Here is a 26216-nt window from a genome sequence, read left to right as displayed (position 1 = left end):
CGCCACGAATCGCAGATTTGAAAGTGAACAGGAAAGTCAATGAAATCAACGATCTACCAACACCACCTCCGCGCCAGTGCTAGCTTTTCGTACCGTCACTTATTGCACTGAAAACGAGGAGACCCCAATGAAGGCGATGGCACCGATGTGCAGGCCTGCCTTGTCCATATGGGCCGCACCGGGGCTGTGGGTCTGCAGAGTTTGTGCGATCACCCGCAGAAAGATGCGCAGCACCATGCTCAGCACCGCTCCGTCGCGTTGCATGAAGTACCGCAACCTCTTGGGCACGGAGAGCACCCACTGGCGCACCGGCAGGCGGGGGAAAACGTGGTCGCTCAGGTGTGCCGCCGTCTCCACCATCCGCCGCGTGGTGCACGAGGGGCAGACTCCCCGGCCTTTGCAGGAGAAGGCTACAAAGTAGTCGTGCCCACAGTCGCCGCAGCGAGCGCGGGCAAAGCCATGGGCAAAGATGCCGCACTCAAGATACTTGGCAAACGCTTTGCGCACGAAGGGCTTGGGGGTGTGGTGGTCGCCCTGGCCGTCGAACTGACCCGCGCTGGCCAACTCTAGCCAGGTCTCGTAGTGCTCGGCTACCATTTGGTAGAGCAGCGTGCGTTCGGGGTGGCGTGGGTTGTAGAGCTTGGGCTTGGAAGTGGCTGACATGAATACTGTACAAATGCACAGTATTCTGCGGCGATTGTTTGGGTACGCAAAGCACAAGGCCCGAACCGTCGCCAGTTCGGGCCTTGTCAGGGTAGCTTGGCTGCGGACTTACTTGCGCGCAGGCGGCACATCCGTGCAGCTGCCATGCGCCACTTCCGCCGCCATGCCGAGCAGCGCCAAGGCCAGCGCCAGGGTGTAGTGCATCAATTGCACGGTGTTGAACAAGCCCAGGTAGTTGCTGTCGGCCTTGCCAGTAGCCGCCACCACAAAGCTGCCCAGCAAAGCCAGCGTGCCCGCCAAGCCCCAGGTATTGCGCTGCTGCACCGCCGTCCAGGCAATCACCAGCGCACACACGCCCGGCACCACCTGCGACCAGAGCGCCAGACCGGCCAGCGTCAGCACGATGCCGACGCCCCCCACGACCAGCACAAAACGCCCGACCGCCGCGCCACGTGTGGCCAGCGGCGCATCCGGCCAGCGCAGGCCTGATGCAAGCAACGGAAACGCAGCACAGGCGGCCAGCAGGCTGGTGAAACGGTGTGGCCCCAGCATCTCGGCCCAGCCCGAATACCGCAGCACACCCAGGCAGGCCGCCAAACCGATCAGGCCGGCAGCCACTGCCACAGCAGGCCGCTGGCGCAGATGAAACCACAGGATGGCAGCACACACCAGCAGCAGCACCAGATCCGACAAGGCGTCCGGGTTCATGCTGCCACTCCCACCGCGTTGGCAGGGGCGACGGACTGGCGATTCAGCCAGACCACACTGCCCACACACAACACCAGCAATGCACCCTTGAGCAGCAGCGGCGCCTCAAAGCCAAACCACTGCGGCACGGCGGCGAACGACACACCCAGCGCCAGCAGACGCACCTGCTCCAGCCACTTGCCCCAGACAAAACGCTCAAGCAGCGCCCCCAGCGCCACCGCCGTGACCAGAATGCCCAGCGCGTACACCGCGGCCGTGCCTCTGTCCAGACCCTTGGCCACACCGATGAAATGCGAAACAAAAGGCACCAGCACCGCGCACTGCAGCGCCACGTACCAACGCAGCGGCGCGGGGGTTTGCACATCAAAGCGGGTAAAGGTGCGGGGCTCGAAATGTTCGATGGGTTCGTCGGTCCAGCCGCCCGGTGGCGCCACCCAGACACCCAGCTTGGCGCGCCAGCCCTTTGCCGCACGGGACATCTGCCACAGGTCGGCGTAGTAGTGCAGGTTGCCCTTGATCGGGCTGAAGCTGTGCAGCGGCTTGCGGATGCCGTAGCAAATTTTCTCGTCATCGCGCTCGTCGGCAAAGGTGCCGAACAGGCGGTCCCACAAGACCAGGATGCCGCCGTAGTTCTTGTCGATGCAGTAGTCGTTCTGGCCGTGGTGCACACGGTGGTTGCTGGGCGTCACCAGAATGCGATCCAGTATGCCCAGTCGGCCAATCAGCTCGGTGTGCACCCAGTACTGGTACAGCAGGTCGATCAGGCCCACGATCACCAGCATCTGCCACGGGATACCGAGCACCGCCAAGGGCAGGTAGAACACCCAGCCGAATAACGCGCCGGTAGAGGTCTGCCGCAGTGCGGTAGACAGGTTGTAGTACTCCGAGGAGTGGTGCACCACATGCGAGGCCCACATGACATTGACCTCGTGGCCCATGCGGTGCGCCCAGTAGTAACACAGGTCGTACAGCACCAGGGCCAGAATCCACAGCGGAATACTGCTCATGGACCATTCGGTAAAGCGGTAGGCCTCATACACCGCGATGTAGATGCCCAGCGTGGCGATCTTGGTGAAGGCGTTGGTCACCTGGCTCAACAGGCCATGGTGCAGGCTGGTGATGGCGTCGGGAATGTCGTACACCGCCACACCACGCCGCCGGGCCACCCAGGCCTCCAGCAGGATGGTGAGCATGAATACGGGTATTGCATACACAATGGGATTCATGGTTTTGTCTCTCTCGTAATGCGGCGCCTCTGTATCGGGCCCCGTCATCGTTGAAAGTATACACTGCAGCCGGTTGTGTCGCAATAAGGTAGAACGGACAAAAAATGTGGCGAGAGTCCGGAAAATTAAAAAGCTAAACTATAAAACTGTTCAGCTTTGGACAAAGGCTGACCTTTGGAGGCCAACGGATAATGCAGTCGTTTAAGAACCTTGCAGAGGGTACTTTTGATGAGGCTTTTGCGAAAATCGTCCATACCAAACTTTACCAGATCCGCTTATTGCGACACAACCGGCCACGCCGCTTCCATGCAAGGCTCAACGACAAGACGAATCGGAATTTCATCAAGCAATGACATGATGTTCGGCTGAAATGTTTAGCCGCGTCTCAGGTATGTAATATCAACGACAGCATCTCAGGCTTCAAGAGATTGCGGTAACTACTAAATTCGCCGGCTAAAGGTGGCTAATCGGATCCGAGGATATTGCGCAGGACTTTTGTTGCCGATATTAGAATAAAGCTGAATTGCATGTTTATGAAAATCAATGATTGAGCTTTCCCTGAAATTTAGTCTGCCATAGGTGACGTAAAATTACCGTTACTATGGAAAGACTGGAAATGAAAAAAATACCTAAACAGGCCTATACGACCGAATTCAAAGAGTTGGCTGTTCAGCGCGTCAAAGATGGGGAGGCAGTCTCGGTTGTTGTTAAAGAACTGGGGCTTGGCGACCAAACGCTACGTAACTGGGTCAAAGCACAAGCGGAAGGTAAGCTAAAGGGTGCTGGTAACAAAGTGGTGACACCAGAGGCCATGGAGCTCTCGCGACTGCGAGCAGAGAATGCCCGGCTAAAGCGGGAGAACGAAATTATAAAAAAGGCGGCGGTGGGTTCAACCGGTCAAAGCAACACTGGAATTAAGTTTACTAGCTGGCGTTTCAAATCCCAAGGTTTTTCTTGGTCGCTGATTTAGCTTAAGCGCAATCTTGTTCAAGTCAGTCTGTGAATATCCAGACAGATCTGTCCCTTTCGGGAAGTATTGACGTAGTAAGCGGTTTGTATTTTCGTTTGTGCCTCGCTGCCAAGGACTTTTTGGATCACAGAAGTAAACTTGAACATTGGTCGCGACGGTAAGCTTTTTGTGCTGCGCCAGTTCCATCCCGCGATCCCATGTCAGGGAGCGACGCAGTTCCAAGGGTAATTTGCGGACCTGTTTACTTAGTGCAGAGACAACGCTTACAGTGTCTTTACCCTGGACTTTTACTAGCATTGTGAACCGTGAATGTCGCTCTACCAGCGTAGCTATGTGCGAATTATTTGAGCCAGTGATCAGGTCGCCTTCCCAGTGCCCTGGAATCGCGCGATCTTCAATTTCTGCTGGTCGCTCGCTGATGGAAATACCATCAACTATACGGCCACGTGGCTGCCCTTCAGTGCTAGCATTTTTTGACCGCCGCATCATTCGTCCAGAACGTAAATGCCCTACCAACTCCTTCTTGAGAACGCCCCTAGCTTGTATGAACAAGCTGCGGTAGATGGTTTCGTGCGAAACATGCATATTGGGGTCGTTTGAAAATTCAAGTTTCAGCCACCCGGCTACCTGCTCTGGCGACCAATCCATCTGTAGTTTGCTTGCGACAATCCTTTGCATTTTGAGGTTTGTGGCTAGCTTACATTGTTTGGGACGTGTAGCGTATTTCCAGGCCATCGCATCGGCCTCAGAAGCTCGATAACTGACTCTTCCGCCATGGCGCTCAATTTCACGACTGACTGTTGAAGGTGATCTGCAAATCATAACTGCTATTTGTCTTGCTGAATGTCCCGCTGCTATTCCTCGGGAAATCTCCTCTCGCTCAATAAGCGTTAGCGTCAAACGGGAACGATGGCGCGCAGCAGGAACGATTCCGCCATTGGACGACACAACACCGTGAATAGATCCAGCATGTTTACCGAGGGCTCGCCCTATGTCACTTAATGACTGTCCATTCTTCCATCTATTCCACAAATCCGCCTTTTGAGCAGTTGACAAACCTGGGCGTCCCATTTGTACCATAACAATCTCCCTTCAAAATCTATATTAAACCAGAAGGTGTTGCTTTGACCGGTTGAACCCACCGCAGCGTACTTTGCCAAGGATATTCTGTGAAGTACGCCTGGATAGACGTCAACCGCAAAACTTATCCGCTGACCGAAATGTGTGCCGTGCTGGACGTCAGCCTCAGTGGCTATCGTGCCTGGAAGCGCGGCGGCACACCTGCTCGCAAACGGCTCACGGACGCCCAAACGCTGGCCATTATTCGCGCCATTCATGCCGAACTCAAAGGGGCTTATGGCAGCCCACGCATGGTGCGTGAATTGCGGCGGCGCGGTTTTACGGCAGGCAAAGAACGGATTGAACGACTGATGCGTGAGCATGGTCTGCGTGCCCGACATAAGCGGCGCTACAAGGTCACGACCGACTCCAAGCATAGCCTGCCGGTTGCGGACAATCTGCTGGATAGAAATTTTACGCCAGCCGTACCCAATCAAGTCTGGACCTCGGACATCACCTATTTGTGGACCGACGAAGGCTGGCTGTATCTGGCGATTGTGCTGGATTTGTTCAATCGGGAAGTCATAGGCTGGTCGCTCAAGCCGCGTATGACCAGCGATATCGTAACGGATGCATTGACCATGGCCTGGTTTCGCCGTCGGCCGGCAACCGGCGTGCTGCATCACTCGGACCGGGGTAGCCAATATGCCAGCCATGCCTTTCAGGGCAAGCTCAAGGAATTCGGCATGATATGTTCGATGAGTCGCAAAGGAAATTGCTGGGACAACGCGCCAACGGAGAGCTGGTTTAACAGTTTCAAGAACGAACGTTACCACGGTCTGCGTTATGCAACCCATGCTGAAATGAGGGCTGCCAGTTTCGAATACATTGAAGTCTTTTATAATCGAACCCGTCAGCATTCAACACTGGGTTACCAGTCTCCCATTGAGTATCTCAATCGCTGGAGAACTGAGCAAAATCAGAAGACGCTGACAGCATGAAGTTCATCTGATGGCAGACGAAATATCGAGGGAACCTCAATGTAAGCGACAAAACGCGTCGTAATAAAATACCATTTTATTTGACAACGGCATTGACTTTTATTGGATGTGGCAACATTTTTACTTGGCCACTAAACCCGCTATGCAACCAATCCTTGCCCCACTCCCAGCATGAACGGACTTCCATTAGGCGCATTTTAAATTTTCAAACTGTACTGGGCTAAGTTCGCCGATGGCGGAACACCTCCGATGTGGATTGTAAAACCTTTTATGTAATCAAACGCATCAGCACGTAAATCATCTCTTGTCCGGTAGTGCTTTTGCTCAGGCGTTCAGTCTTGAGTGTCGAGAAGAAGCTTTCCATTGCAGCGTTATCCCAACAGTTTCCGCAGCGGCTCATGCTGCAGACGATGCCGTGGGACTCAAGTAGACGCTGGAAGTCCTCGCTCGTGTATTGAGAACCCTAGTTGGAGTGATGCAGCACGGCACGCGGTTTTCCTCGACGAAAGACGGTCATCAGCAAGGCGCCATCACCAATTGCGCCTTCTTCGTCAGTTGAATCGATCATCCTACAACTCTGAGCGAATACAGGTCTAAGGCGACAGCGACAAACAATTAGCCTTTGCCAGTCCACACGTAAGTGAAATCGGTTGCGAAGAAACCGAGCGCCTTTTTTAAGATGTCGCGCTTCGTTTTGACCTAGACTAATTCATGTTGCATGCGTTCGTATTCTTGATTTGATACCTTCCGCCGCCGCTATCGCTAACGACTGCTTCGTTACTTGCTTTTCTAGAACAGCGTCCTAGCAAATTGGGGACAACGTCTAAGTCGTAGGCGATTGCCGCCTTCGGCGCGCCTGCCTGATAACCAATTTGACCGCTTCCCCCTTAAACTCTTCAGACAATAACATTCTTCCACGGGCCAGGTAATATCTCTGACAGTGGCATCGATACTTATCGAAAGTGTCCGTGCTAATGGGGGAAGGCCTGTGCTCCCTATCTGATCTTTGTGGACATGTGAAATAAGCCAAGCGCAAGACCTACAAAGGCCACCAGAAACCAATGATCATTAGATATCAATAATTTGATCATGTGAACGATGTTTTAATTGCTGCATGACTTCGTTAGCCTGCTTGAGCGGCGATTCGTCGATCATTTTTACGATGAGTGTAAGGGCGGCATCGATCTGCTGATTATTTTGACTAGACATTCCTGCGTCGAGTAACTGAAAACACCGGTCGAAATTTTCTCGTCTCTCAGCAAACGTCATTACAAAGTAGTCGCGCAACAGCTGGGCTTTTTCCCGGATATTCGTGATTTCAATCTCTGCGTTTGCACGGATATGCGTCCGCTTCGTGATTTCCGTTTCTCTATGTTGTAAATAGCGCTCACGCGCCTTCACGACCTCAAGAAATGCATGAACAAAATTTGTTGCATCTTGTTTGGATGCGATTTTTCCAAGACTGTGTAGTGAATTTGGAAAGGCCATGGCGGTCCTTTTATTATGGATAGTCGAAGGTGGTTGCGATAGAAACAATCGGCTGGCATGCCCTTAGTTTGAACATTCCGGCTTTGTCGCAGATTTTCCGAACGTTATGGATGTCGGCTTAATATCGGAAAACAGGTTAATTGCGCTATTTTGATATTTTCCTTGATCACAATTGAAACGGTTATTTATCACCCATTCTTCTCCTTCATTTTCTGCCATGCTTTGAGCCCACTTTTGGGCGGCCTGAATCGACGTATCACTCACTAGAAGAATACCGGCTGTGACTTCAAGGAAGTCAAGATGGTGAGCAGCCGTCCAAGAGGCATAAACTGATGGATCGTAAGCATTTCCGCAGTCCATGATGCAATTAGCTGAAAAATCAGGATGGCTCGATAATAAGTCTGTAATTTTGCTTATCGTCAGGTCAGACAACAGAATTTGTTTTGTATCGTCCGGGAAGAAACCTCCGGCCTTTGCCTTGCAGGTGGAGCTCATTGTGACAGCGAGGGCTTCGATACGCTGTTGCCCGTCGCGGCCCAAGATGACTTTGATTACACATCCATCGATTTCGTAAGTTCTGGATGAGTTGCCGTCTTCAATATATTTTGCAGGTCCAGCAAGCGTTTCGAGGTATTGTACCGTCATGCCGAGTGTCTTTGATTGCACAATGGTGTCGATCAATGCAGGCTTTTCTTCAACTGCCATTTTATTGTCGGCTGGGGCTACTGGGGCTGAAGTAGGCACAGGCTCCAAGACCTGTTGTCTGCTCGGCAGGACATTAACGTACCAGTACACAGCGAATACAACCAAGGCTAAAATGACTGCCATAGATATGGCCGCTATACGGCCGTTTCTACTCTGACTATTCTTGTCTGAGCACGTATCCTCATTGGCGGTCGTGGGTAGTGTATCTTGCGGTGCCTCGCACTCAGGACAGATACGAAGCAGGGGATTTATGTGTTTTTTACAGCTGACACACGATTTCCAACTTTCTTCAATACTTTCTACAGCAACGGCGCCTGCAATGCGGGAACCAAACCCCTGCGTCGCCGCGCCGGTGTTGTCCAACAAAGGCTCGCTGACCACGGCCTTGATGGACTTACCCAAGGCAACCAACGTGGCGAGTCGCTGCTCCCGTTGTTGCCTGAGTTTAGATTGATACTTGCCAAGGATTTTTGCTAGCCAGCCACGCCATCCTTTGCTTCTATTTAAATGTTTTTCGTAATCAAGCCTAGCTTCAAAAAAGCGCCGGTTTAGCTCCTCAAGGACATAGCGAGTATCGTCTATATTCGCCTGAATCGCCTCTAGAAGTCGAGTTGGGGTATTAAGTTCTGCAATCGCGATCGATACTTCAGCCTTGTACTCTTCGGCTTTGGTTAATGCATCTTCGGCCTTACTTGCTAGTGTGTAACCCGCAATAGCAAGAGCTGGTCCTGCAACTAGGCCTCCCAGTACCCATGTTCCGCCGGCGATCCCTAAACCACCTGTGGCGAGGCTTCCTCCACCTAGCCAAGCCAGAGTTGCATTTGTCGCTGCTACACCGGACAAGCTAGAGATCGCGGTTCCAGTAGATGCGCTAGCCACTAGTCCGACAGCGCCATAGGCGCCGAAAGCACCTGCGCTACCTGCAGCCAAGCCTTGTGCGGAGCCGGCACTGATATCCAAGCCGGAAATCTCGGTCAAATCCCTATCGAAGATGTCGATTTCCTTGACTTCTATATAGGTTATTTCCTCATCAATACCATCGACGGACGAACGGGCATTTTTCACTTGCTGTACGACATAACCAAGTGTCTCCGTGAACACTTTCTTCTTCAATTTGCCCAGACTCTCAAGCTCGCCGTTGACCGAATTCCGCTTTTCGTCAAGTTCCTCGATGCTTTTTCTATATTGGCGCTGGGAATTTTCCCCGATCTTACGAGCCTCCTCGAATATCTTTTTAGCGTTAAGACCTTTCTTAAGCCCTAATGCACCGGCAGCAAGAGAGACCGCTCCTGCAGCTAAAGGGATCAGTGGAAGAACCATTAATATTACTCCGATTTAGAACATACAGACATTGCGGTTGCTGCGTTTCCGACATGGGTACGTGGTCACAAATCTCAGCACTTGATGCGATCCAATTCTAGCTGCTTTATGTTACGTTATGTTTAGGAATTTATTTTGCCTCTTTTGCCTATTGGAGAAGGAGAAATGTGCTGAGACGCTTCGCTATTTGGTTAGCGACGTCTCCCCGCATTTGAGGAGCGCGCCGAATTAGAGTCTAATCCCATACTGTAAGGATTGCGAGACATGAAAAAGCGTTTCCCATAAGAAAAGATCATTGGCTTTTTGTATGAAGCGGAAACCGGATTGCTACTTAAAGAGCTATACCGACAGTATAGATTTTAAGAGTCGGGTATCCATCCTCGAGACAGCATAAAAGAAACTGGTAACGATGATACTTTCAGTCTCCCACGGGAATTCAGCTCCCCCCATCCCAACTTTTAAGGGAAAATAATCGGGTGGCTTTCCGGATTTTGGAATCAATGGCAAATCTGTTTGGTCAGACGGTTGGAAGTTCAGTCAGCGACACTGCAATTCATGATGGTTCTGCCCTGCTCTCTTTACATGCCAGCTATTACAGTACGCATGCAAAAAGTATCCGGAATAAAAAGAGCGATTAAAGTGCAGTGGTGTGGCCAGCGATTTGTGTGCATTTCACACGCGACTATAAGCATCCCTGGTATCGCTTCAGCCTGAAAAATTCCGGATTATTTTCGAGTCGCAATCTTTAATTTTGGCAAGGCCTAACTCAAGGTTAATGTAGTTTTCTTAAAATGAACATGCGCTCCCTGCATGGACATAGTTCTTGATGCGGCAATTTTAAGGATTTAGATGTAGCAAATCAAATCTGACGGTTGTGTCGCAATAAGCGGATCTGGTAAAGTTTGGTATGGACGATTTTCGCAAAAGCCTCATCAAAAGTACCCTCTGCAAGGTTCTTAAACGACTGCATTATCCGTTGCGAGCAATGTCCACATGATTCGCTCAACGGGATGACACCTGTTGAATACCGATTATTTCATCAACCTCAAAACTCTAGTAATACCTGGCACTGATTGGGGGAGGTTTACAAAATCATTTCGCCATAGAGTTCGGCTAAAACGCTTGCTTCGCGACAGAGCACCCCTGATTTAGCAGGCTTTCTATTACGCCAATCGTTGATTGATGTTTCCAACTGAACGATGGTGACTACAGCTACCATAATTAACTCCAATTTTTCTAAAGTTGAAGGCTAAATAAAGTTCTTTAATTTAGCTACACGCTGCATCGAGGGACATCATTGCGCCCTCTCCTTTTTTTGTGATTCGATACACCTGGTCTTCATGCGTAACGTTGCCGGCCTTGACGAGGCAACCCATCAAGGTATTGAATTGATCCAGGGTGGCACCCTGTTGCATTAAAGCGGCATAAATAATGCCTCCAGGCGCGCCAGTCAAACCAGATTCGTGAATTGCTTCCAACACATACAACATAATGTTGGCCAAAGTACGCTTTGTTTGTTGATTTGAGATAGTTGTGGGCATGAGGTTTTGAGTTAAAAAGTGAATCCCCGTAAAGGCTCACCTTAAAATCTGTGCTTTTAAGAATGAGCGTATCCCAGGGCAAGTTTCCGTAACTAATGCGTACAGATTGGGAGAGAATTCAGGGGCTTTAATAAAGTCCCTGATCTCCCTCACCTTTCACATCAGCACTGCATTGAAAAAGCAAGTTCCTGACTTTGCTGTGGAGCGATGGCGTCAGAAGCTAAGTTGGCGTATGTGGCAAAATGAATTGCCGGCAACGTCAATTTTTCCACTTTTAAACGAGCCTTTCGCGTCATGTTCAGGCTAAGCAAACCGGTTGCATGATCGATGTGTTGAATCTTCACATCTGAAAATGCGGGCATGAAGCCAGGTAATTGATCGGCATAGGGGGCGGCGTTAGCCGCGCCCCTGCCACACCACCTGGCATGCGGGTCCGCACCAGGCGGTTCGAGAAGTTGAGGTCATGTGAGTCTGGGTATCCCAAGGTTGTCGAAGTATTGGACGGTAAGTACAAGGTTTAGTCCTGAACCGCTGTGGCTCCACCACTTACCTCCACCGCCAGCAACTAGCACCGCCAAATCATGGGACGCACCGATTGCCCGCAGACGACTATAAGTCGTCGTACCACGTCGCCAGTGCTTGAGCTGTATAGCCCGCAGGCGATGACGCGTCCATGAGTCCAAGTCTTTGAATGTCTGCGGGGTCTGTGCCAGCCGGAAGTAGGACTTCCAACCGGGCAAATAGGCCCGCATCTGTTCGGCGATTTGTTCCATGCCTTTGCCACCAACCCGTCTCGTGATGAGTCTAATGCGTTGCTTGAACGTATCGAGCGCCTTTGGTGCGACAGCAATCTTCACCGTGTCCTTTGACCACCGCCGTAGGCAATAGCCAAGGAACTTACGACCAAAGACTGGTCCCACTTCGGTTTTCTTCTCGTTCACCTTCAGATGGAGCTTGTCGTAAAGCTTTCTCAGCGAGAGTAATACCCGCTCGCCAGCCTTCTGACTGCGAACGTAAACGTTGCAGTCATCAGCGTAGCGTGCAAAGCGATGCCCACGCCTTTGCAAGTCTTGGTCTACTTCATCCAACAGGACGTTGGCCAGGAGTGGAGAGAGAGGACCGCCTTGCGGCGTTCCTTCCATCCTATCCATAACCACGCCATCCGCCATGATCCCTGCCTGCAAGTAACTCCGGATCAGCCGCAGAACGGCCTTGTCGGTGATACGCTTGGCAAGCCTGTCCATAAGGATGTCGTGATTGACCCTATCAAAGAATTTCTCCAAATCCACATCGACCACCACCCGGAAGCCTTCTTGCGCATAGCGTTGTGCTTGAAGCACCGCGTCATGTGCACTCCGACCAGGGCGAAAGCCGTAGCTGAATTCCGAGAAAGTCGGATCAATCATCGGCTGCAGAACTTGTAGCAGGGCTTGTTGAATCAGCCGATCCAGAACCGTTGGGATACCCAGTTCCCGCATACCGCCATTCGGTTTTGGAATTTCTACCCGGCGTACGGCTTGAGGCCGATAAGCTCCGTTCAGAAGTTCCGACCGTATGCGCGGCCAGTGGGTTTTAAGGAATTCCGGAGCCTCGTCAATCGTCAATCCATCGACACCTGCGCTACCCTTGTTGGCTTTGACGCGTTTCCACGCCGCCGCCATATTCTCACGCGATAAGACCTGCGTTAGCAGATCGTCTCGCCCTAAGCCTTCTTGTTGTTGACACGCCGGACGTGCTTCATCACGTGCCGCTTCAGCGCGAGCTTCACCCGCGCCAACTGCGTCACGCTCTGGTTTCCCAGATTTCTGATGCGATGCACCACCAAGTGTCATAACTTCCAGCTCTCCTTCTCGTTCGGCCCTTGACTGGTTGCCCAGCTACTACGGCCTCTGCTGACTTCTCACTCCGGCTTACGTCGTCGCCCTTTCAGGCGTAAAGCGAGACCTCCCCAGGTAAGAACGCGATCCTTCCCCGCACAACCGCTGAATCTACACAATTTCACCTTGACCACAAAAGCTTCGCAGTGAAGTGCCTGCTCGCTTTGTTCCATCGTGCCTCATATCCAGTTTTTGTTCATCGGCTCACGGTTTCATTCCATGCTTCCTTCCCACGCTCGGTCACCCTCACGCAGTTGCATTTCCTTTCACTCACTGTGGTCAGCTCGCGGGAGGACTTTCACCTCCAAGATCGCGCCCATGCTGGGCGCACACGTCCTCCCCGCCCTAAAGGACGGGGATTCCTACCACTAGCGTCGCACGTCCGCGACGGAGAATGTTACTGGCAGAATTGCGATCACGATCATGTATCGTACCGCAATGCGGACAAGTCCACTCCCTTATTCCAAGATCCTTCATCCCTTTCGGTCCGCTGCGTGCCAGGCACACAGAACAGTCTTGGGTAGAAAAACTTTCATTGACCTCATCGAACCAACTACCTGCGTCATCGCATTTGTAAGAGAGCATGGTTCGGAACATCGACCACCCGGCATCAAGAACGGATTTTGCCATCCGTGTTTTGACCAGAGCAGACGCGTTCACGTTGCCAACGAAAATCGCACCGTACCGTTTGACCAGTGCAGTGCTCAGTTTGTGATGATGATCCTTGCGCCGGTTGGCTATTTGCGCATGGATTGATTTGACTAAGCGTTTTTTGTTTGCACGCTGCGCCATGGCCAACTTAAGCTCGGCACCGCGATAGAAGTCCTGCGCTTCCACATTGCGCAAGGCAGGATCAGAGAACCCCGCCAAAGTCTTTAAACCCAGATCGATGCCCAAGTCCGCCTTGCCTTCAGTGGGCGGCTGCTTGACCACCTTCACGGTGATATTGATATACCAGCGGCCACGAGCGTCTTCGGAAATGGACCCGGCACCTAGATCGTAGTTGGCCAGGCCATAGCTATCCCACAGACACAAGGGCTGATCGATACCTGACATCCAGAGCTGTCCATTGCGGTATTGCAGGGCGGATGCTTTGAACGGTATCCAGCCGAGTGAACGCTTTGATCCTTTGGAAACACGCCAACGAAGTTTCACTTTTTTGAATTGTTTGCGGCGGGTGGCATATTCTTCGGCGATACCCTGAATGGTCTGCGAATGAAGGGGAATGCCTTCCTTGCCAGCGCCTTTGGTATAGGCAGCAAAGTCGTAACCTGACATGAAGCGATGTTCACGCGTCCATACCTGTTGCTGGAGATTGTTACAGTAGTTCCAGACCTGATTAACCCACATTGCCCGGTCACGCAAGACAGCGGCATGCTTGTCTTTTAATCGCAGACGCAACACGCGGGTGTTGGTGACTGGTTTAGGTGCAGGAATGAGCGAATCTCTTGGCATGGAAAATAATAACTACTGAATGAATGTTCAGTGTATCAGTGTCAAGAAGAAAAGCAAGGAGGCTTACGCCTCCCGCCTTACATCCTCGCCCTGAAGAGACGAGGTTTTACGGCTGACTTGATAAAACGAAGGAAATGGGGACCCAGTTCATTTTGAGATATTTTCTAATTTGCAGATCGTTGCATGTTACTCCAACGCGGATTTCAGACAATTAGACAAAATGTCTTAGTTGCTTTAATATTAATACACAGCACCAAAGGCGTTGACCGAATTTCCGACAGCCATACTGGGTTCTCTAGTCCAAATGAAACAACAACGCCTGCAACCGACCTCTCTCCTCATGGGCTATTTCCAAAGCTTGTACAACCAGTTCAGCTCACGCCGCTGAGCCCCCCCCCAAAGCGACTGACCGGCCTGCCGCCATGTGGCTGTACCCTTGAGTTAAAACTCAGTAAAAAATGTACGACTTTGCGTGCTCATCAAACACCTCATCATGGTGAGTGATCTCGCTAAAATCAGTGTCCGGGTACATTAAACCGCTGCAAACAGCTAAAATATAGTAATTCGACAACCGAATTTTCATTAAATTTCTAATAAAGTTTCAACCAGCATTGGAACGTCATGCCCCGTAGATACATCAAGATCACTGTTCCTGTTCAGGTACATTGTCCATGTTCTGGCGAACAGTCTGTACACTCGAAAGTAGCGCGCACTTCGTGGCTGGCGACGCCATCCTTTCCGGCACAAACAATGACTTATGGCCGGTTGCCGGATCAACATTCGATCGACTGTATGCCCCCGTTTCGCCGACCAGTGATAATCAGTCAGGCACTTACGTCAAGCTACCGATACAAGTATCTGCTGCTTAGTTAACTGAACCTGCCTCCATAACCCCGAGAATAATCAGGGGTTATAGAAGGATTGCCTGGCGATGATTCATTAAGAATGATAATGGACATCAATTGGTGGTTGCAGGTGATATTTTGAAAAAACCTACAGAGAAATTGTATGACCGATACGCGTATTAGTGAAATCCACTGCCCTTTGTGTAATGGAACAAAACACACATACATTTCAGCACGCAAACGCTGGCGTTGTGAAAACATAGACTGTTGTGAAGTGTTTGATGGCCCTCCGCCCAAAACCGACTTTATCCCGCAGACTATTTTTCTTTCATATGCCCATACTGTCGATGGGAATAACGACCGCAGTGCATTTCTTGTACGCAAAATTAAAGCTAAATTAGAGCAAGCCGGGCATAAAACCTGGATTGACGAACAGCAATTACATCCCGGAAATAATTGGCGACAAGGAATAACCCAAGGGATCCTAAACTCAGACCGTGTTTTATCTTTTTTGAGTCCACGGTCAATTCGCGATCCTGGTGTCTGTCTGGATGAGATCGGTATCGCTATGGCCCATAAGCATGGGGCAATAGCGACTGTTCTGACGGACGAATGTACAGCAGAAAATATTCCGGCAAGCGTGAGTCACATTCAATATCTGAATATGGTTGGATGGGAATCAATTACTGCAATTAATGACGGCGAACCCTGGCTCGACAATAAAGTCCGTCAGATTTTGGACATATTGGCGAACAATGCAAGCTTTGCTGGTGATCTCGAATTCCTTGCAAAACGCTTGAATCCGTCGACAAGTGTAGCAAAAATCGGGCGACTCATTGAAAATGGGCTTATTGGTCGACAATGGATATTTGATGCCATTGAAAAATGGAGACTAACCGAGCCATCACAACGGGTATTCAAACTAATCGGACTTCCGGGCACAGGAAAAAGTGCCATTGCGGCTCATTTGGCCCACTTCGCAAAGCTTCGTGTCGTTGCATATCACTTTTGCGAACAATCTCAGCCGGAAACGGGCTCCCCACATGCCTTTGTCCGGAATCTGGCATTTATGCTGGCTGCCAGACTGCCGGCATATCGCACTTTACTAAGAGCACAATTAGACCTTCTCGATCGCCCGCTGCATGAGCTGTCTGCTGACTATTTAATGACGCATTTGATCGTTGATCCATTGCGATCACAAATAGACGGAGGCCAGTCTGATGATCGTCTATTGATCGTCATCGACGGTCTTGACGAAGGGGATATCAGCCTTACACAGCTGCTTGGCAAGCAATTATCATATTTACCCACATGGCTAGGAGTCGTCGTAACGGGACGACCTTCTGTCAGCGCCTATCTCGACGAATTCCCCAGTTTTGATCTCAATATTGCCGCAGAAAATAACCTGAATGATCTTCGGGAATTTTTGTCAACCTGGGCCCTGGAGAATCCGGCATTAACATCAAATACTCAGCAGCACTTGTTCGACTGTGCATCAGGACAAATCCTGTACCTTGTCATGGCACGACGCGCTGTTGAAGAAGGGCGTATGGATATTGCCGATTTACCCAAGTTGCCACCCGGCCTGGGCGGTTTTTACCAGAACTGGTTTGAACGGGCATTTGGCCACAAACCAAACGAAAATCCGGTCTGGAAGGAGCTTGTATATCCGTTCCTGGAAATTTTATGCGCAAGCCCGATGCCATTGCCCGTACATATTGCCCGAAATATTTGCGACTGGCGTGGACAGAATGCGACAACCGTTCGTACAGCACTGAGTGGACTTGTTGTCTGGAATCATGTCATCGAATTCAGTCATAAAAGTATTACTGACTGGCTATATGAAACAATCAGTGCATTTTGCATCAATTTTGATGACGGTAATCAGCGACTCACCAACTGGTTATATGAGCAAATTCCCGACAGAACATTGCCATATGCATTTACGGATGAACACGTCGATATTTGCAGACTCATGAATTCACTCGCGCATATTGAGCGGCAGAAAAAAAGAAATGACGTCGCACAAAAACTATACGAGGGTGTTCTGACAATATGTTTCAGTGCTGCATCGATACCTCCCGAGCTTGCAGGGTCAGCCTATCAATCGTTCAAAGAAGCTACGAATGGTTTGATCACCCTCATAAATGATCTGGGCAAAGAGCCTGATGATCTTGATTTTTCATGCAATAGTACGCAAGACGAGATAACTCTGAACGAACTGTACGTATATGGCTTTTCGACATTTGTTACCTCTACTATTCCGCACATTAAGGACACAATTCAAGAGTATCCAAAGGGGTCTCTTTCTGAATTATTTAAACTGGCAATCAAAACAGACAGATTAAATCTGTCCCAGGTAGCGGGCAGAATGCATGAAATGGTTTATCGCTTACGGGAAAAATATCTGGGATGCGATCATGCTGACACAATAAGCTCACAGTTCTTATGTGCTTTGAACGGTAAAAATAAGGAAAGAGAATTGCAGGGAGAAGTTCAGTTCAAACTTAAAATTGAGCAACTTATAGAACGACGTGGAATGCGCGATGTAGATAAAATGATATCTGCAATTGGACTTTCACTAGAAAAATTATTTCTGTTCGAGGAAGCAAAAGCTGCTTATGAACTGCTCTTAGAAGTCGCCGGAAAATCAGATGCCAGTAAATCACAGTGCACTGCTTGCCTTACATTGATGGCGCGCATGCTGTTCAGAGAGAAAAATTATATAAATGCAAAAAAATTATATGAGCAACTCCTGAATATCTATACAAGTCCGTACAATCAGGATGCAGATAATGAAATTAAGACTTTGTACCAACTTGCTGAATTAGACGAAGCACTGCAAGATTATGCGTCCGCCCGTACAAGATACGAATATATCCTAGCTAACAGTAAATCAACACTTGGTGCTCATGATCCTAAAACACTGGAAGCAATAGGTGCGCTTGCGGGAATTGATGAAGCTCTCGGAGACTTCAAAGCTGCCCGATCAAAATATGAGTACATTCTTGACACTAGGGTCTGTTGACGTTTCACATAGGCAGCCATAAAAAAGCACAGGCCATGGCGACGACACTTTCGAGCCTGTAAATAAATTTGTGTAAATGTCCACGGTCTATTAACCTCTCGAGCGAGGAATTACCGATGGACATTTTAATGGATAGAGAAAAACTGAAAGCTTTGGCAAAGGACCAACGGATAATGCAGTCGTTTAAGAACCTTGCAGAGGGTACTTTTGATGAGGCTTTTGCGAAAATCGTCCATACCAAACTTTACCAGATCCGCTTATTGCGACACAACCCGGATTTTCTATTCGTATTAATTTGGCAATAAAATGCGGGTCATAGTCTCCCTGATAAATTTTCATTAAACGAGCTCCGTTTACTGACCTAGAACTGCTTTCTTGAGACATCGCCTATTTTGCTGATAGGTGGTTCTTATTTGTCTTGCACCAATCAATACCGACGTCCATTTCTTCAAATTGAATAGCCTGCTATGATTGCGAAATAATCAATGTATGGTTGTTTTGGCTAGGTCTTGCTAAAACAATGGTTCAAATTTTGTACTTAATGAACACATGCAAAATGTACGAGGCAATAATTTTTATTTTGCTTTCGCAGCATGTGAATATATTTCCAAAGAACGCTCCTCATTGAGCCCAAGCTTTTCGATCAGCTCAGCATTACTAGCACCTGCTCTAATTTCTTGAGCAGCGAAAGTATTACGCAAGGTCCGACCTCCTCTCCTCGGCAGTTCAATTTTAGCCGCTTCAAAAGTTTTTCTGATTTGTCGATACACAGTGGCCTTATCCAGCATTTTTCCTGTTGTACCTGGAAAAACAATTGGGTTGTCTGGGAATAGTTTGTTTCTTTCATTCAGCCAATCTAATAATTCCGGAACTAACTCAGCATGCATAAAAGTTTCATGTACACGTGGTTGATCTAGCTGGGAGTGATCGCTTACATATATTTTGAGCGTGCCATCAATTTGACGAATTTTTTCAATGGAATTTATGTTCAAAGAAATGGCTTCTGATACTGTGAGGCCAGCACCTAAAACGATGCACTGCATTGCACGATCACGACGCCTTTTCCAATTCGCACTTAGTCTTCCGACTCGCTCCTTTGCTTGAGGTACGGGTAAAGCAAAGAGGAATTGTTTGATTTCGCTTTGCGTCAGCGTAACAGTTTTATGATTGCGCCCATCTAAACGATAATATTCCTTCAACTTCCCAAATAGTAAATCGTCAGTCGGCCTTGGGATTATCTGTAAGTGGGTAAAGACACGTTCTAACAAGCGAATATAGCGGAATTGAATATCACTTTGTAAAATCAACTGTGAACCCTCACCTACCTGTTCCTCTGCTACTAGGAATGCATAAATATCTGTCGCGGATACTGTAAATAAATTCAGACTTCGTGTGGATATAAAAAGTAAAAATCGAGTGAACATGGCCCTGTAGACTTCAATTGAAGACTCAGAAATTATTTCTTTACCTATTGGTCTAAGTGATGATTCAACATACTGTGGCGACCTAACAAAATGCAAGAATGCTTCCAGGGGTGTTTCTATCCAAAATTTTCTTGGTAACTCGTTAGATTGTTTCATAAGGAAAAGAATAAAATTAAAACAAAAACCAAAAACGCAATTAACAAACGAATGCATTCTCGAATTAAGCGAATCAAAGCTAGCCATACTACTAAAATTGCACGACATAAAGAAAAAGAATGTCTACAACAAATAGGTTCTTATTATTCCGCTTCGCTGGGTGTTAATTGCGTTTTTGGCGAAATTTACCTTGATTTCGAATAGCTATAAGAGTCAGGTGATATAGCCCTTATATACAAGCTAGAACTGCCCACTCCACACCGACAAGCTGGCTGGACAAGCACAAGAAACCTCATTAGATTGCAATACCTGGTTGATTAGACGGGTGTTGGCAATTCAGCTTGGTTCACCCATGGAATCATGCATCACTCTCGTTCCCCGTTGGTAAAGTGATTCGTTATTGGCACAATGGGCAATATTATTTGCGGCCCAGTAACCCGTGTTTTCCACTCGGTCAGTCAGACAGCGTCAGCACTGACATCTTTTATTTCTTGATAACTTCCATTTGCTCCAGGAACCGTGCAAGCGCTTCAGCAGTTGGCTCGCCCCATAACTCATCAGCATACCAAGAAGAAAACATTGCTTTGACAGTCGGGCTTTCAATACCTTTGTTTAGATTCAAAGCACTACTTTGGTTCGCTTCTTTGAACCGTTCAAATAAAATCTTTTTACCGGCCTCATCAACCTCATGGTACACGTCCAATGCCTCTTGCGAGCGTGCTGCCAGGAAACGATCCATTAGCGACTGCCCATCTTTGGCTTTTGGTTTTGGTAATTTTGCAGCGTTATTCTGTAGCTGCTCATTTGCTGCGTTCAATCCTTTCTTCAGGGTCCAACGGAAATAGGCGGCTGGAGAGTCTAATGGAGGACTATTTTTTTGTTTCTGACGATTTTCAACAAAAGAGATAGCTGCTTGAATATTTTCATCGGCATACTGTGCGACAAAGTCCGTTGCCTCCTGCTGGCTAAATCCTAATTTCATGATCCGGTTTATTAACTCTAGGTCGATTACTGGCGGAGCTGGGAATGCTAACTGTGGCTGCTGAGCATGATCAACTTTGAATTGAAGACGATCGATTTTTCGACCATTTTTATGTTCAATTAGCTCGACATTAATATCTGTGAGCGCATTTATCTGAGCAACAGCAGGTTTAATAACATCACGCTTAAAATACTTATATGGTGGGGGGTCATCTTTCGAAACCGCATTTCCCGTTAATGCACCGTACCAATGTTCGTAGGTTTCGATATGCGTTCTCTTTGACGGATTCGTTGCATAGCGTCGGCATATCTCATATAAAGCTAAAGCCGTTCCCGATCGCAATAACCCTTGATAGATAATATTTAAGCGAGTGTAAGTCCCCGGCGCCATAACAAGTTCATGCACTTCTGGGGGAAATGCGAAACCAAACCAGACCTGGCCGCCATGCTTTTTAAAACCTGTCGGATTCACCAGTGTTACCGAAGATACGAGGCGCTCGCTTGTCCATTGCGTCTCATTTTCCATCAAGAGTTTTATATTCTGTAACTCTTCTAATTGCAGTTTTAGAAATTCGGTGTCTTTACTATCGTAAGAGGCATCTTTCGCGAGTTCAGAGAGAGGAATCCAGTAATACTTCTTTGCCGATGGTGTATCAATCGGTGCATTGATACCGGGCACCTTCATTGCCTGAGCGTGATACATCATGACATTAAACACTTTCCGAGTGAGTAGTGTCAGTTTGCCTTCCGTTACTCTTAGACCAATTGCTTCATTGGTCTTTCGAAATTCCTTTGATTCGGTAGTCTCGGTAGCTTCTAATTGCATAGTATCAAAAGCAACGATTTCCTTTTTTGATCTTCTAGTTACCATTAGCCACTACCTACCCTTTTTAGGTGAAAATAGGAAATCACCTTCCAAAAGGTGAAAAATTTGTTTTCTGATTCTCTCACCTTTTAATCGTATTGACCACAACCTCACCTTATTTAAGTGAGTTTCAACTACAAATTAGAATCACCTCAAAAAGATACCTGTGGAAGCTCACCAATGTTCCTGTATGCACTCACACTAAGTCCCTGTAAATACTCACCTGTATCGACGTTAGTACCTGTACACACTCACGAAAGAACCTGTATGCACTCACCATAGTACCTGTATTCACTCACCGAATCGGACTGAGACCCGCATGAATACTAGGTCTAGTGTTGCTTAATTTGGTTTTAAGGTTTTAATAGGGTTTTTTATTAATAAAACCCTCAAGATAATAAATTTGATCCTGTGTGTATTTTTAGAAAAAATAACCGCCAAAGAAAGAACCTAACTTCTAAAAACTATCTTAAGTTTTTTTACAAAAACCTAGGTAAAGAGATTTCAAATCTCTTTACCTATGAGATTTACTGGTTTTCAAGGGATAAAAGTAGCTTTCGAAGATTCAAATAAATTTTAACTATCAATTCTCTACATTGAAACAGCAAGTTTTCCTCCCCGTAAAAGCTCACCCTTTTGTTTCCATACAGATATTTATGTTCTGAAATACACAATTATTCTCGCAACTAATGAGGTAACACCATGATTATCAACAAAAAATTATTTGGATAGCGACTAGCATACTTCTCAAGCAGTAAATCTCGAAAAGAACCCCGTAAAAGCTCACCTTTCAAATTTAATCCCTGTTGATACTCACCTTTGCGAATTCATTAGGGGTTAATCAAAGTCAAAATTACTCCTATGTGAATACTAATCAAAAATTTACCTATTAATTATTCCATAGATTAAATGCAAGGATTTAACCTTACAAATAGAAAAAATCCTTGCAAACAGCTTGTACGTATAATATTATGAAAAAAATTTAATTCTGGAGATTAATCTTGTCTAGCAAACCCTTTAAGGTACAAGCCGTTGCTAATTTACTTGGCATCACAGTCGATGCCGTTAGACGCGATTCCGAAGAGGCGGGAATACAAGTGGCGAGACAAGCTGGTGATGGACCCAAAACACGTTTATTTACGATACAAAATATTTATGAGTTAGCAGCTTTTCGAGCAAAAAAGACACTCGTTAAGCCCAAAAAAAAGGTCATTATGACCGTATACGCCCCTAAAGGCGGAGTCGGCAAAACAACGATCGCATCAAATCTCAGTTCTATTTTTCCATTGCTTGGTTTAAAAACCCTAGTTATTGACCTCGACTTTCAAGCAAACCTATCTATGTCATTTGGGTATGATGCCGAAATGACTCATGAAGAGGCGATTGAGGTAAACAAACCTGTTGAAACGTGTGTAGATTTTCACTTCGGAAATCTTCTTCCTCAGTGGCAACAAAGCACGACTCCTTCCCTAGACTCAGTGTTGAAAAAGCCTTATGGAGAATTTGGACCTCATCTAATTCCAGCAGAAGTATCACTTGATAGGCTGGAAGCCTTGTTTACTTTAGACGCCATTATGAGTAAGCAGCCGGAATTGGCAATAGCAAAGTTCTTACATGAAGGTCGGTCTGGGCAAAATGTAAATCTCGATCTTTCGCAATACGACATCATTATTTTTGATGCACCTCCTGCAAAAAATCAAACTACAAGGGGAGCTTTGCTGGCAAGTGATTTTGTATTAGCCCCCGTGTCGATGGAAAAATATAGTACCAAGTCAGTGTCTTACTTGTCTAAAGTCCTCAGCGAGATGGAAAGTAGCTTAGGAAAATATCCTGAGCTCATTATTTTAGGAAACTTTTTTGATGCGACAAGGGTTCGAGTGGCAGCGCAAGTATTGGCTTTAACAAATCAATATAAAAATGCCTGGTTGAACAAAACAATTGGTTCTAGTGAAGAATTTAAAAAAGTCTTGTCTTCTGATGATTATGAATTACCACTTGCCCTGGCTAAGCCCAGTGCTCAGTCGGCGTTAGAGTTAAGGTCAGTTGCACAAGCATTAATTGAAAAAATGGGAATTCTATGAGTAATAAACATCAAACTGAGGCAGAATTTCAAGCTTCGCTTGCGGCAAAGTTAAGTAACATTAACAAACCACTATCCATGCCAAATATGGTAATGACAAAACCTCCAACTGGCCCTTCGAAGTCACTTGAAGAGTTGCTTCAGTCAAACGAACAACCCACTACCTCACAATCAATCGCGTCTGAAGAAAAGACAATTCAAAAAATCCCTGTCCATTTAATCGATGATTCCCCTTGGCAACCACGCACTAAATATGATGAAAGCTATATCCAAGCATTAGGCGAAATGTTAGTTGATCGCGGTCAGGATGATCCTATTAACGTCAGATTAATGCCTACTGGCAGATATGAACTGATTTCTGGACATCGTAGAGTTCGGGCAGCCAGGATGATAGGCTGGAGCACGATCAGTGCTCAAGTGAATTCTTTAGATGATCGAAGTGCTGAGCTTGCTACCTTGGTTAGCAATGAGGGACGCATCGATCTAACTGACTATGAAAAAGCAAAAACCTATAAACAGGCGATGAATCGTGGCTTCGCTAAAACGCAGGCAGAGGTCGCAAGATTGTTCGGTTGCACGCAGGCTCGTGTGGCACAGTGCTTGGGACTACTAAATCTACCTGATCCCATAAAGTCGATTTTAGATAAATATCCAGGTCTATTTGGATATCGCTATGGCCGCGTCATTGCTGATCTACTTAAAGAATTTCCTGATGGGTTGGAAACCATCATACTAGGTATCGAAAAATTAATTGATAACCACGAGCTTAATGGAGATGATCTACGAGCTTTTGTAGAGAAGCAATTGGTTAAAAGAACTAGAGAACTTCCAAAGAAGCCTACATTAATTGTTGATTCAAATGGAGTCTCTTTGTTTTCGGTAAAAGTAACTGAAAAACAAATAATCATTGATATCAAAGAAAATGTTGATCCAGAAGTAGCCTCTAAGAAAACATTAGCCGCTCTTCGGGATTTTGCATTATCTATCGAAGAAAGCTAAAAAATTATAAGCAGCTTATAAAATATTCCTAAAAACAATTTATAAGCTGCTTATAATTAAATATTAAATTCCAAGTGAGCTTGGATAATAACAAGAGAACCAAGTTAGACATCGTTTTCGACTAAAAGATAAGCACATAGTTCTTGTCGATGATTAAGTCAATAAAAGAAAGTCAGGCTGTCTTTTTGGGGGGCGATTTTGTCTCGAATCGAAATTACTAATGTTTTATTACGTTATTTAGAGTCTTGCCCTCTTTTCAATCACTATTTAATGTCTTGATGTTCTTTGCTAAAGGATGGTGGCTTCTGCTAGTGTCCAATATCCGTGACGAAGAATATTCATATCTGCTTACAGTTATTTATAGTGCACTCCCAGCTTAATTTAATTCTCTTACTCTAAGAGACTCACAATCTTTTGCTAACCTGTAGATTACAGTACTGCAAAAGAATATACGTGGGCGAAATCTGCTGCATTGACTTTTACAAATCACATGTATGACTCATTGCACTTGCACGGAAGCATGGTACTGAACTATAACCAACAGGAAATCAATGTGGACTTTGTCATACTGCATTTTGCCAGGCCAGATGCATTGACGTTACCAACGAATATCCCACTGAACTGGCGAACAAGTTCAATGCGGAATTCCTGTCTGAAATCTTTCCTTCGGTTCGTGATCTTGATAAGCGTAGCTTGTATCTGTCGCTTCTTTTTCGAGCGCGGGCCCATTGCTAGACGATGTTACAGATTTCAATAGAATTGTTGTACTGATATTGGAGAATAAGTTCATCAGAAAAAATCTGTAAAGACTTTTAGCCGATATCCTACCTAAATATAGTTAACTCTACTGTTGTAGCTGATCTTCTACCAAAAATAGAACGAAACCGAATTAGAGTCTTAGGGTAAAAATTTCACTACAAATTCGCAATGCAAGAATTTTGCTGTGGTATTCCCGATCGATAAAGTGGGATTTTGCAAATGACTTACCGTTAAACTTTCTGTTGCAGATATCTTAATTCGTCAGCTTAGGTTGGTAAATCTTTGAGTATTGTTTTCACAAGCTCGTTTGGGGTTAAATAATTCAGACCGGGTTTGACCTAATCTGATTGTAATGCTGCCGCTAGTCTTAATGATGATGCGGACTTAAATCCGGTTTCTGAACCATTCTGTTGATAAAAATTCATCGCGGAGTTCCCGTTGAAACTCTCTGTCACGCTGTTCTGCCATCGCTTGCCTAGCTCGATTAATACAATTTCCAGCTTATTATTCTGTTACCAATTACAACAATTGGGTCGCTAAAAGTTTCGGCCCGTTATCGCTACGCGGACATGTTAGTGTACCTAGGATACTGATCAACTTGCTTAGTACATCAATGACCCGCTTTGACCTAATACTACCCGCTACGCCTTTCGCCAGGATTCTTTCGTGTATTCATCCATTACTGTCAGAAATTTCAATGCCTGGTTATTAGTGCAAGTGTCAAAGACGAAATAGTAGCTTCACATAATATTGCGCTTGTCCGGTATCTTTAGCTTTGGATGCTTACACTTTGTCGTAACTTGCAGCTGGATAATGTCCAAAATCCTAGAATGACGTTCATCACCTAGCTCAATTCATTCCTTTGTTAGAAAGAGCCCGATTCGACGCGATCCAAAGCGAGGAAGTTGAGCTGACAGATGCAGAATCGTCTCAACAATTGGATTATATTAACTGGGCAACCTGAGATCGTAATAAAGACCTAAGCATTCTACAATAGCCAGTACACAGGCTCGTCGTTGCGGAATATCTCGACTTATCGCGTAGCCCCCCTGATTCAGTGAGGCTG

17 protein-coding genes and 4 pseudogenes are annotated in these 26216 nt (G+C 46.9%); 7 read left to right on the top strand and 14 right to left on the bottom strand.

Annotation, left to right across the window (positions count from 1 at the left end; genetic code table 11):
- Positions 1-126: 126 nt before the first annotated feature.
- From ACOTSW_RS16795 to ACOTSW_RS16785, 3 genes and pseudogenes are all read right to left on the bottom strand, one after another.
- Positions 127-663: pseudogene (locus ACOTSW_RS16795) on the bottom strand (transposase zinc-binding domain-containing protein); the annotation flags it as partial.
- Between the two features lie 108 nt (positions 664-771).
- On the bottom strand, positions 772-1371 hold the full coding sequence (locus ACOTSW_RS16790) for a hypothetical protein (RefSeq protein ID WP_423680211.1): 600 nt from the start codon (positions 1369-1371) through the stop codon (positions 772-774).
- Complete coding sequence (locus tag ACOTSW_RS16785) at positions 1368-2597, bottom strand: sterol desaturase family protein (protein WP_371295095.1); 1230 nt, start codon at positions 2595-2597, stop codon at positions 1368-1370. Before ACOTSW_RS16785 ends, ACOTSW_RS16790 begins: the two co-directional genes overlap by 4 nt.
- A 616-nt stretch (positions 2598-3213) precedes the next feature.
- Here ACOTSW_RS16785 and ACOTSW_RS16780 point away from each other — a divergent pair.
- Positions 3214-3477 (top strand): annotated as a pseudogene (locus tag ACOTSW_RS16780) (transposase); the annotation flags it as partial.
- Between the two features lie 9 nt (positions 3478-3486).
- Here ACOTSW_RS16780 and ACOTSW_RS16775 read toward each other — a convergent pair.
- Positions 3487-4647 carry an IS30 family transposase gene (locus ACOTSW_RS16775; protein WP_423680210.1) on the bottom strand — a complete coding sequence of 387 codons (1161 nt, stop codon included), beginning with the start codon at positions 4645-4647 and terminating at the stop codon, positions 3487-3489.
- A 68-nt stretch (positions 4648-4715) separates the two neighbouring features.
- On the opposite strand from ACOTSW_RS16775, the pseudogene ACOTSW_RS16770 reads away from it, so the two are divergent.
- Positions 4716-5627 (top strand): annotated as a pseudogene (locus ACOTSW_RS16770) (IS3 family transposase); the annotation flags it as partial.
- A gap of 186 nt (positions 5628-5813) precedes the next feature.
- Here the strand turns inward: ACOTSW_RS16770 and ACOTSW_RS16765 are convergent.
- From ACOTSW_RS16765 to ACOTSW_RS16755, 3 genes and pseudogenes are all read right to left on the bottom strand, one after another.
- A pseudogene (locus ACOTSW_RS16765) lies at positions 5814-6284 on the bottom strand (IS3 family transposase); the annotation flags it as partial.
- A gap of 411 nt (positions 6285-6695) precedes the next feature.
- Entirely contained in the window at positions 6696-7115 is a 420-nt protein-coding gene (locus tag ACOTSW_RS16760) for a hypothetical protein (protein WP_423680208.1), read from the bottom strand.
- A gap of 63 nt (positions 7116-7178) precedes the next feature.
- Positions 7179-9140: a hypothetical protein gene (locus tag ACOTSW_RS16755; protein ID WP_423680207.1), complete on the bottom strand. Its 1962-nt coding sequence runs from the start codon at positions 9138-9140 to the stop codon at positions 7179-7181.
- A 500-nt stretch (positions 9141-9640) separates the two neighbouring features.
- Here ACOTSW_RS16755 and ACOTSW_RS16750 point away from each other — a divergent pair, with 500 nt between their 5' ends.
- Positions 9641-9778 (top strand): hypothetical protein, encoded by a 138-nt coding sequence (locus ACOTSW_RS16750; protein ID WP_423680206.1) that lies wholly within the window; start codon positions 9641-9643, stop codon positions 9776-9778.
- 446 nt (positions 9779-10224) lie between these two features.
- Here ACOTSW_RS16750 and ACOTSW_RS16745 read toward each other — a convergent pair whose 3' ends face one another.
- From ACOTSW_RS16745 to ACOTSW_RS16725, 5 genes are all read right to left on the bottom strand, one after another.
- Positions 10225-10359 carry a DUF3717 domain-containing protein gene (locus tag ACOTSW_RS16745; RefSeq protein WP_423680205.1) on the bottom strand — a complete coding sequence of 45 codons (135 nt, stop codon included), beginning with the start codon at positions 10357-10359 and terminating at the stop codon, positions 10225-10227.
- A 49-nt stretch (positions 10360-10408) separates the two neighbouring features.
- Positions 10409-10681: a winged helix-turn-helix domain-containing protein gene (locus ACOTSW_RS16740; protein WP_423680204.1), complete on the bottom strand. Its 273-nt coding sequence runs from the start codon at positions 10679-10681 to the stop codon at positions 10409-10411.
- 161 nt (positions 10682-10842) lie between these two features.
- A complete protein-coding gene (locus ACOTSW_RS16735) occupies positions 10843-11043 on the bottom strand; it encodes a hypothetical protein (RefSeq protein WP_423680203.1) in 201 nt (66 codons plus the stop codon).
- Between the two features lie 99 nt (positions 11044-11142).
- Positions 11143-12513 carry a group II intron reverse transcriptase/maturase gene (gene ltrA, locus ACOTSW_RS16730; RefSeq protein WP_423680201.1) on the bottom strand — a complete coding sequence of 457 codons (1371 nt, stop codon included), beginning with the start codon at positions 12511-12513 and terminating at the stop codon, positions 11143-11145.
- A gap of 390 nt (positions 12514-12903) precedes the next feature.
- Complete coding sequence (locus tag ACOTSW_RS16725) at positions 12904-14013, bottom strand: RNA-guided endonuclease InsQ/TnpB family protein (protein ID WP_423680200.1); 1110 nt, start codon at positions 14011-14013, stop codon at positions 12904-12906.
- 1008 nt (positions 14014-15021) lie between these two features.
- Here ACOTSW_RS16725 and ACOTSW_RS16720 point away from each other — a divergent pair.
- Both ACOTSW_RS16720 and ACOTSW_RS16715 read left to right on the top strand, forming a co-directional pair.
- On the top strand, positions 15022-17886 hold the full coding sequence (locus ACOTSW_RS16720) for a TIR domain-containing protein (RefSeq protein ID WP_423680199.1): 2865 nt from the start codon (positions 15022-15024) through the stop codon (positions 17884-17886).
- Between the two features lie 116 nt (positions 17887-18002).
- Positions 18003-18191: a hypothetical protein gene (locus ACOTSW_RS16715; RefSeq protein ID WP_423680197.1), complete on the top strand. Its 189-nt coding sequence runs from the start codon at positions 18003-18005 to the stop codon at positions 18189-18191.
- Positions 18192-18461: 270 nt separating this feature from the next.
- On the opposite strand, the gene ACOTSW_RS16710 is transcribed toward ACOTSW_RS16715, so the two are convergent.
- Positions 18462-19466, bottom strand: a complete 1005-nt coding sequence (locus tag ACOTSW_RS16710; RefSeq protein WP_423680195.1) for a tyrosine-type recombinase/integrase — start codon at positions 19464-19466, stop codon at positions 18462-18464.
- A gap of 484 nt (positions 19467-19950) precedes the next feature.
- Complete coding sequence (locus ACOTSW_RS16705) at positions 19951-21273, bottom strand: replication initiation protein (protein ID WP_423680194.1); 1323 nt, start codon at positions 21271-21273, stop codon at positions 19951-19953.
- Between the two features lie 1040 nt (positions 21274-22313).
- Here ACOTSW_RS16705 and ACOTSW_RS16700 point away from each other — a divergent pair.
- A complete protein-coding gene (locus tag ACOTSW_RS16700) occupies positions 22314-23393 on the top strand; it encodes a ParA family protein (protein ID WP_423680193.1) in 1080 nt (359 codons plus the stop codon).
- Positions 23390-24391: a ParB/RepB/Spo0J family partition protein gene (locus ACOTSW_RS16695; protein WP_423680192.1), complete on the top strand. Its 1002-nt coding sequence runs from the start codon at positions 23390-23392 to the stop codon at positions 24389-24391. Before ACOTSW_RS16700 ends, ACOTSW_RS16695 begins: the two co-directional genes overlap by 4 nt.
- Positions 24392-26216: the final 1825 nt, after the last annotated feature.

The organism is Undibacterium sp. WLHG33, assembly GCF_049544815.1.
Classification (GTDB): Bacteria; Pseudomonadota; Gammaproteobacteria; order Burkholderiales; family Burkholderiaceae_D; genus Undibacterium.
Note: the sequence above shows the minus strand (reverse complement) of the source record. Positions and strands in the feature narration are given on the sequence as shown.

Bases quoted from the DNA above. Each gene is read 5' to 3' on its own strand.
- ACOTSW_RS16755 (WP_423680207.1), bottom strand. From the start codon at position 9,140: ATGGTTCTTCCACTGATCCCTTTAGCTGCAGGAGCGGTCTCTCTTGCT.
- ACOTSW_RS16760 (WP_423680208.1), bottom strand. From the start codon at position 7,115: ATGGCCTTTCCAAATTCACTACACAGTCTTGGAAAAATCGCATCCAAA.
- ACOTSW_RS16735 (WP_423680203.1), bottom strand. From the start codon at position 11,043: ATGCCCGCATTTTCAGATGTGAAGATTCAACACATCGATCATGCAACC.
- ACOTSW_RS16720 (WP_423680199.1), top strand. From the start codon at position 15,022: ATGACCGATACGCGTATTAGTGAAATCCACTGCCCTTTGTGTAATGGA.
- ACOTSW_RS16705 (WP_423680194.1), bottom strand. From the start codon at position 21,273: ATGCAATTAGAAGCTACCGAGACTACCGAATCAAAGGAATTTCGAAAG.
- ACOTSW_RS16745 (WP_423680205.1), bottom strand. From the start codon at position 10,359: ATGGTAGCTGTAGTCACCATCGTTCAGTTGGAAACATCAATCAACGAT.
- ACOTSW_RS16715 (WP_423680197.1), top strand. From the start codon at position 18,003: ATGGACATTTTAATGGATAGAGAAAAACTGAAAGCTTTGGCAAAGGAC.
- ACOTSW_RS16695 (WP_423680192.1), top strand. From the start codon at position 23,390: ATGAGTAATAAACATCAAACTGAGGCAGAATTTCAAGCTTCGCTTGCG.
- ACOTSW_RS16710 (WP_423680195.1), bottom strand. From the start codon at position 19,466: ATGAAACAATCTAACGAGTTACCAAGAAAATTTTGGATAGAAACACCC.
- ACOTSW_RS16750 (WP_423680206.1), top strand. From the start codon at position 9,641: ATGGCAAATCTGTTTGGTCAGACGGTTGGAAGTTCAGTCAGCGACACT.
- ACOTSW_RS16725 (WP_423680200.1), bottom strand. From the start codon at position 14,013: ATGCCAAGAGATTCGCTCATTCCTGCACCTAAACCAGTCACCAACACC.
- ACOTSW_RS16740 (WP_423680204.1), bottom strand. From the start codon at position 10,681: ATGCCCACAACTATCTCAAATCAACAAACAAAGCGTACTTTGGCCAAC.
- ACOTSW_RS16790 (WP_423680211.1), bottom strand. From the start codon at position 1,371: ATGAACCCGGACGCCTTGTCGGATCTGGTGCTGCTGCTGGTGTGTGCT.
- ACOTSW_RS16785 (WP_371295095.1), bottom strand. From the start codon at position 2,597: ATGAATCCCATTGTGTATGCAATACCCGTATTCATGCTCACCATCCTG.
- ltrA (WP_423680201.1), bottom strand. From the start codon at position 12,513: ATGACACTTGGTGGTGCATCGCATCAGAAATCTGGGAAACCAGAGCGT.
- ACOTSW_RS16775 (WP_423680210.1), bottom strand. From the start codon at position 4,647: ATGGTACAAATGGGACGCCCAGGTTTGTCAACTGCTCAAAAGGCGGAT.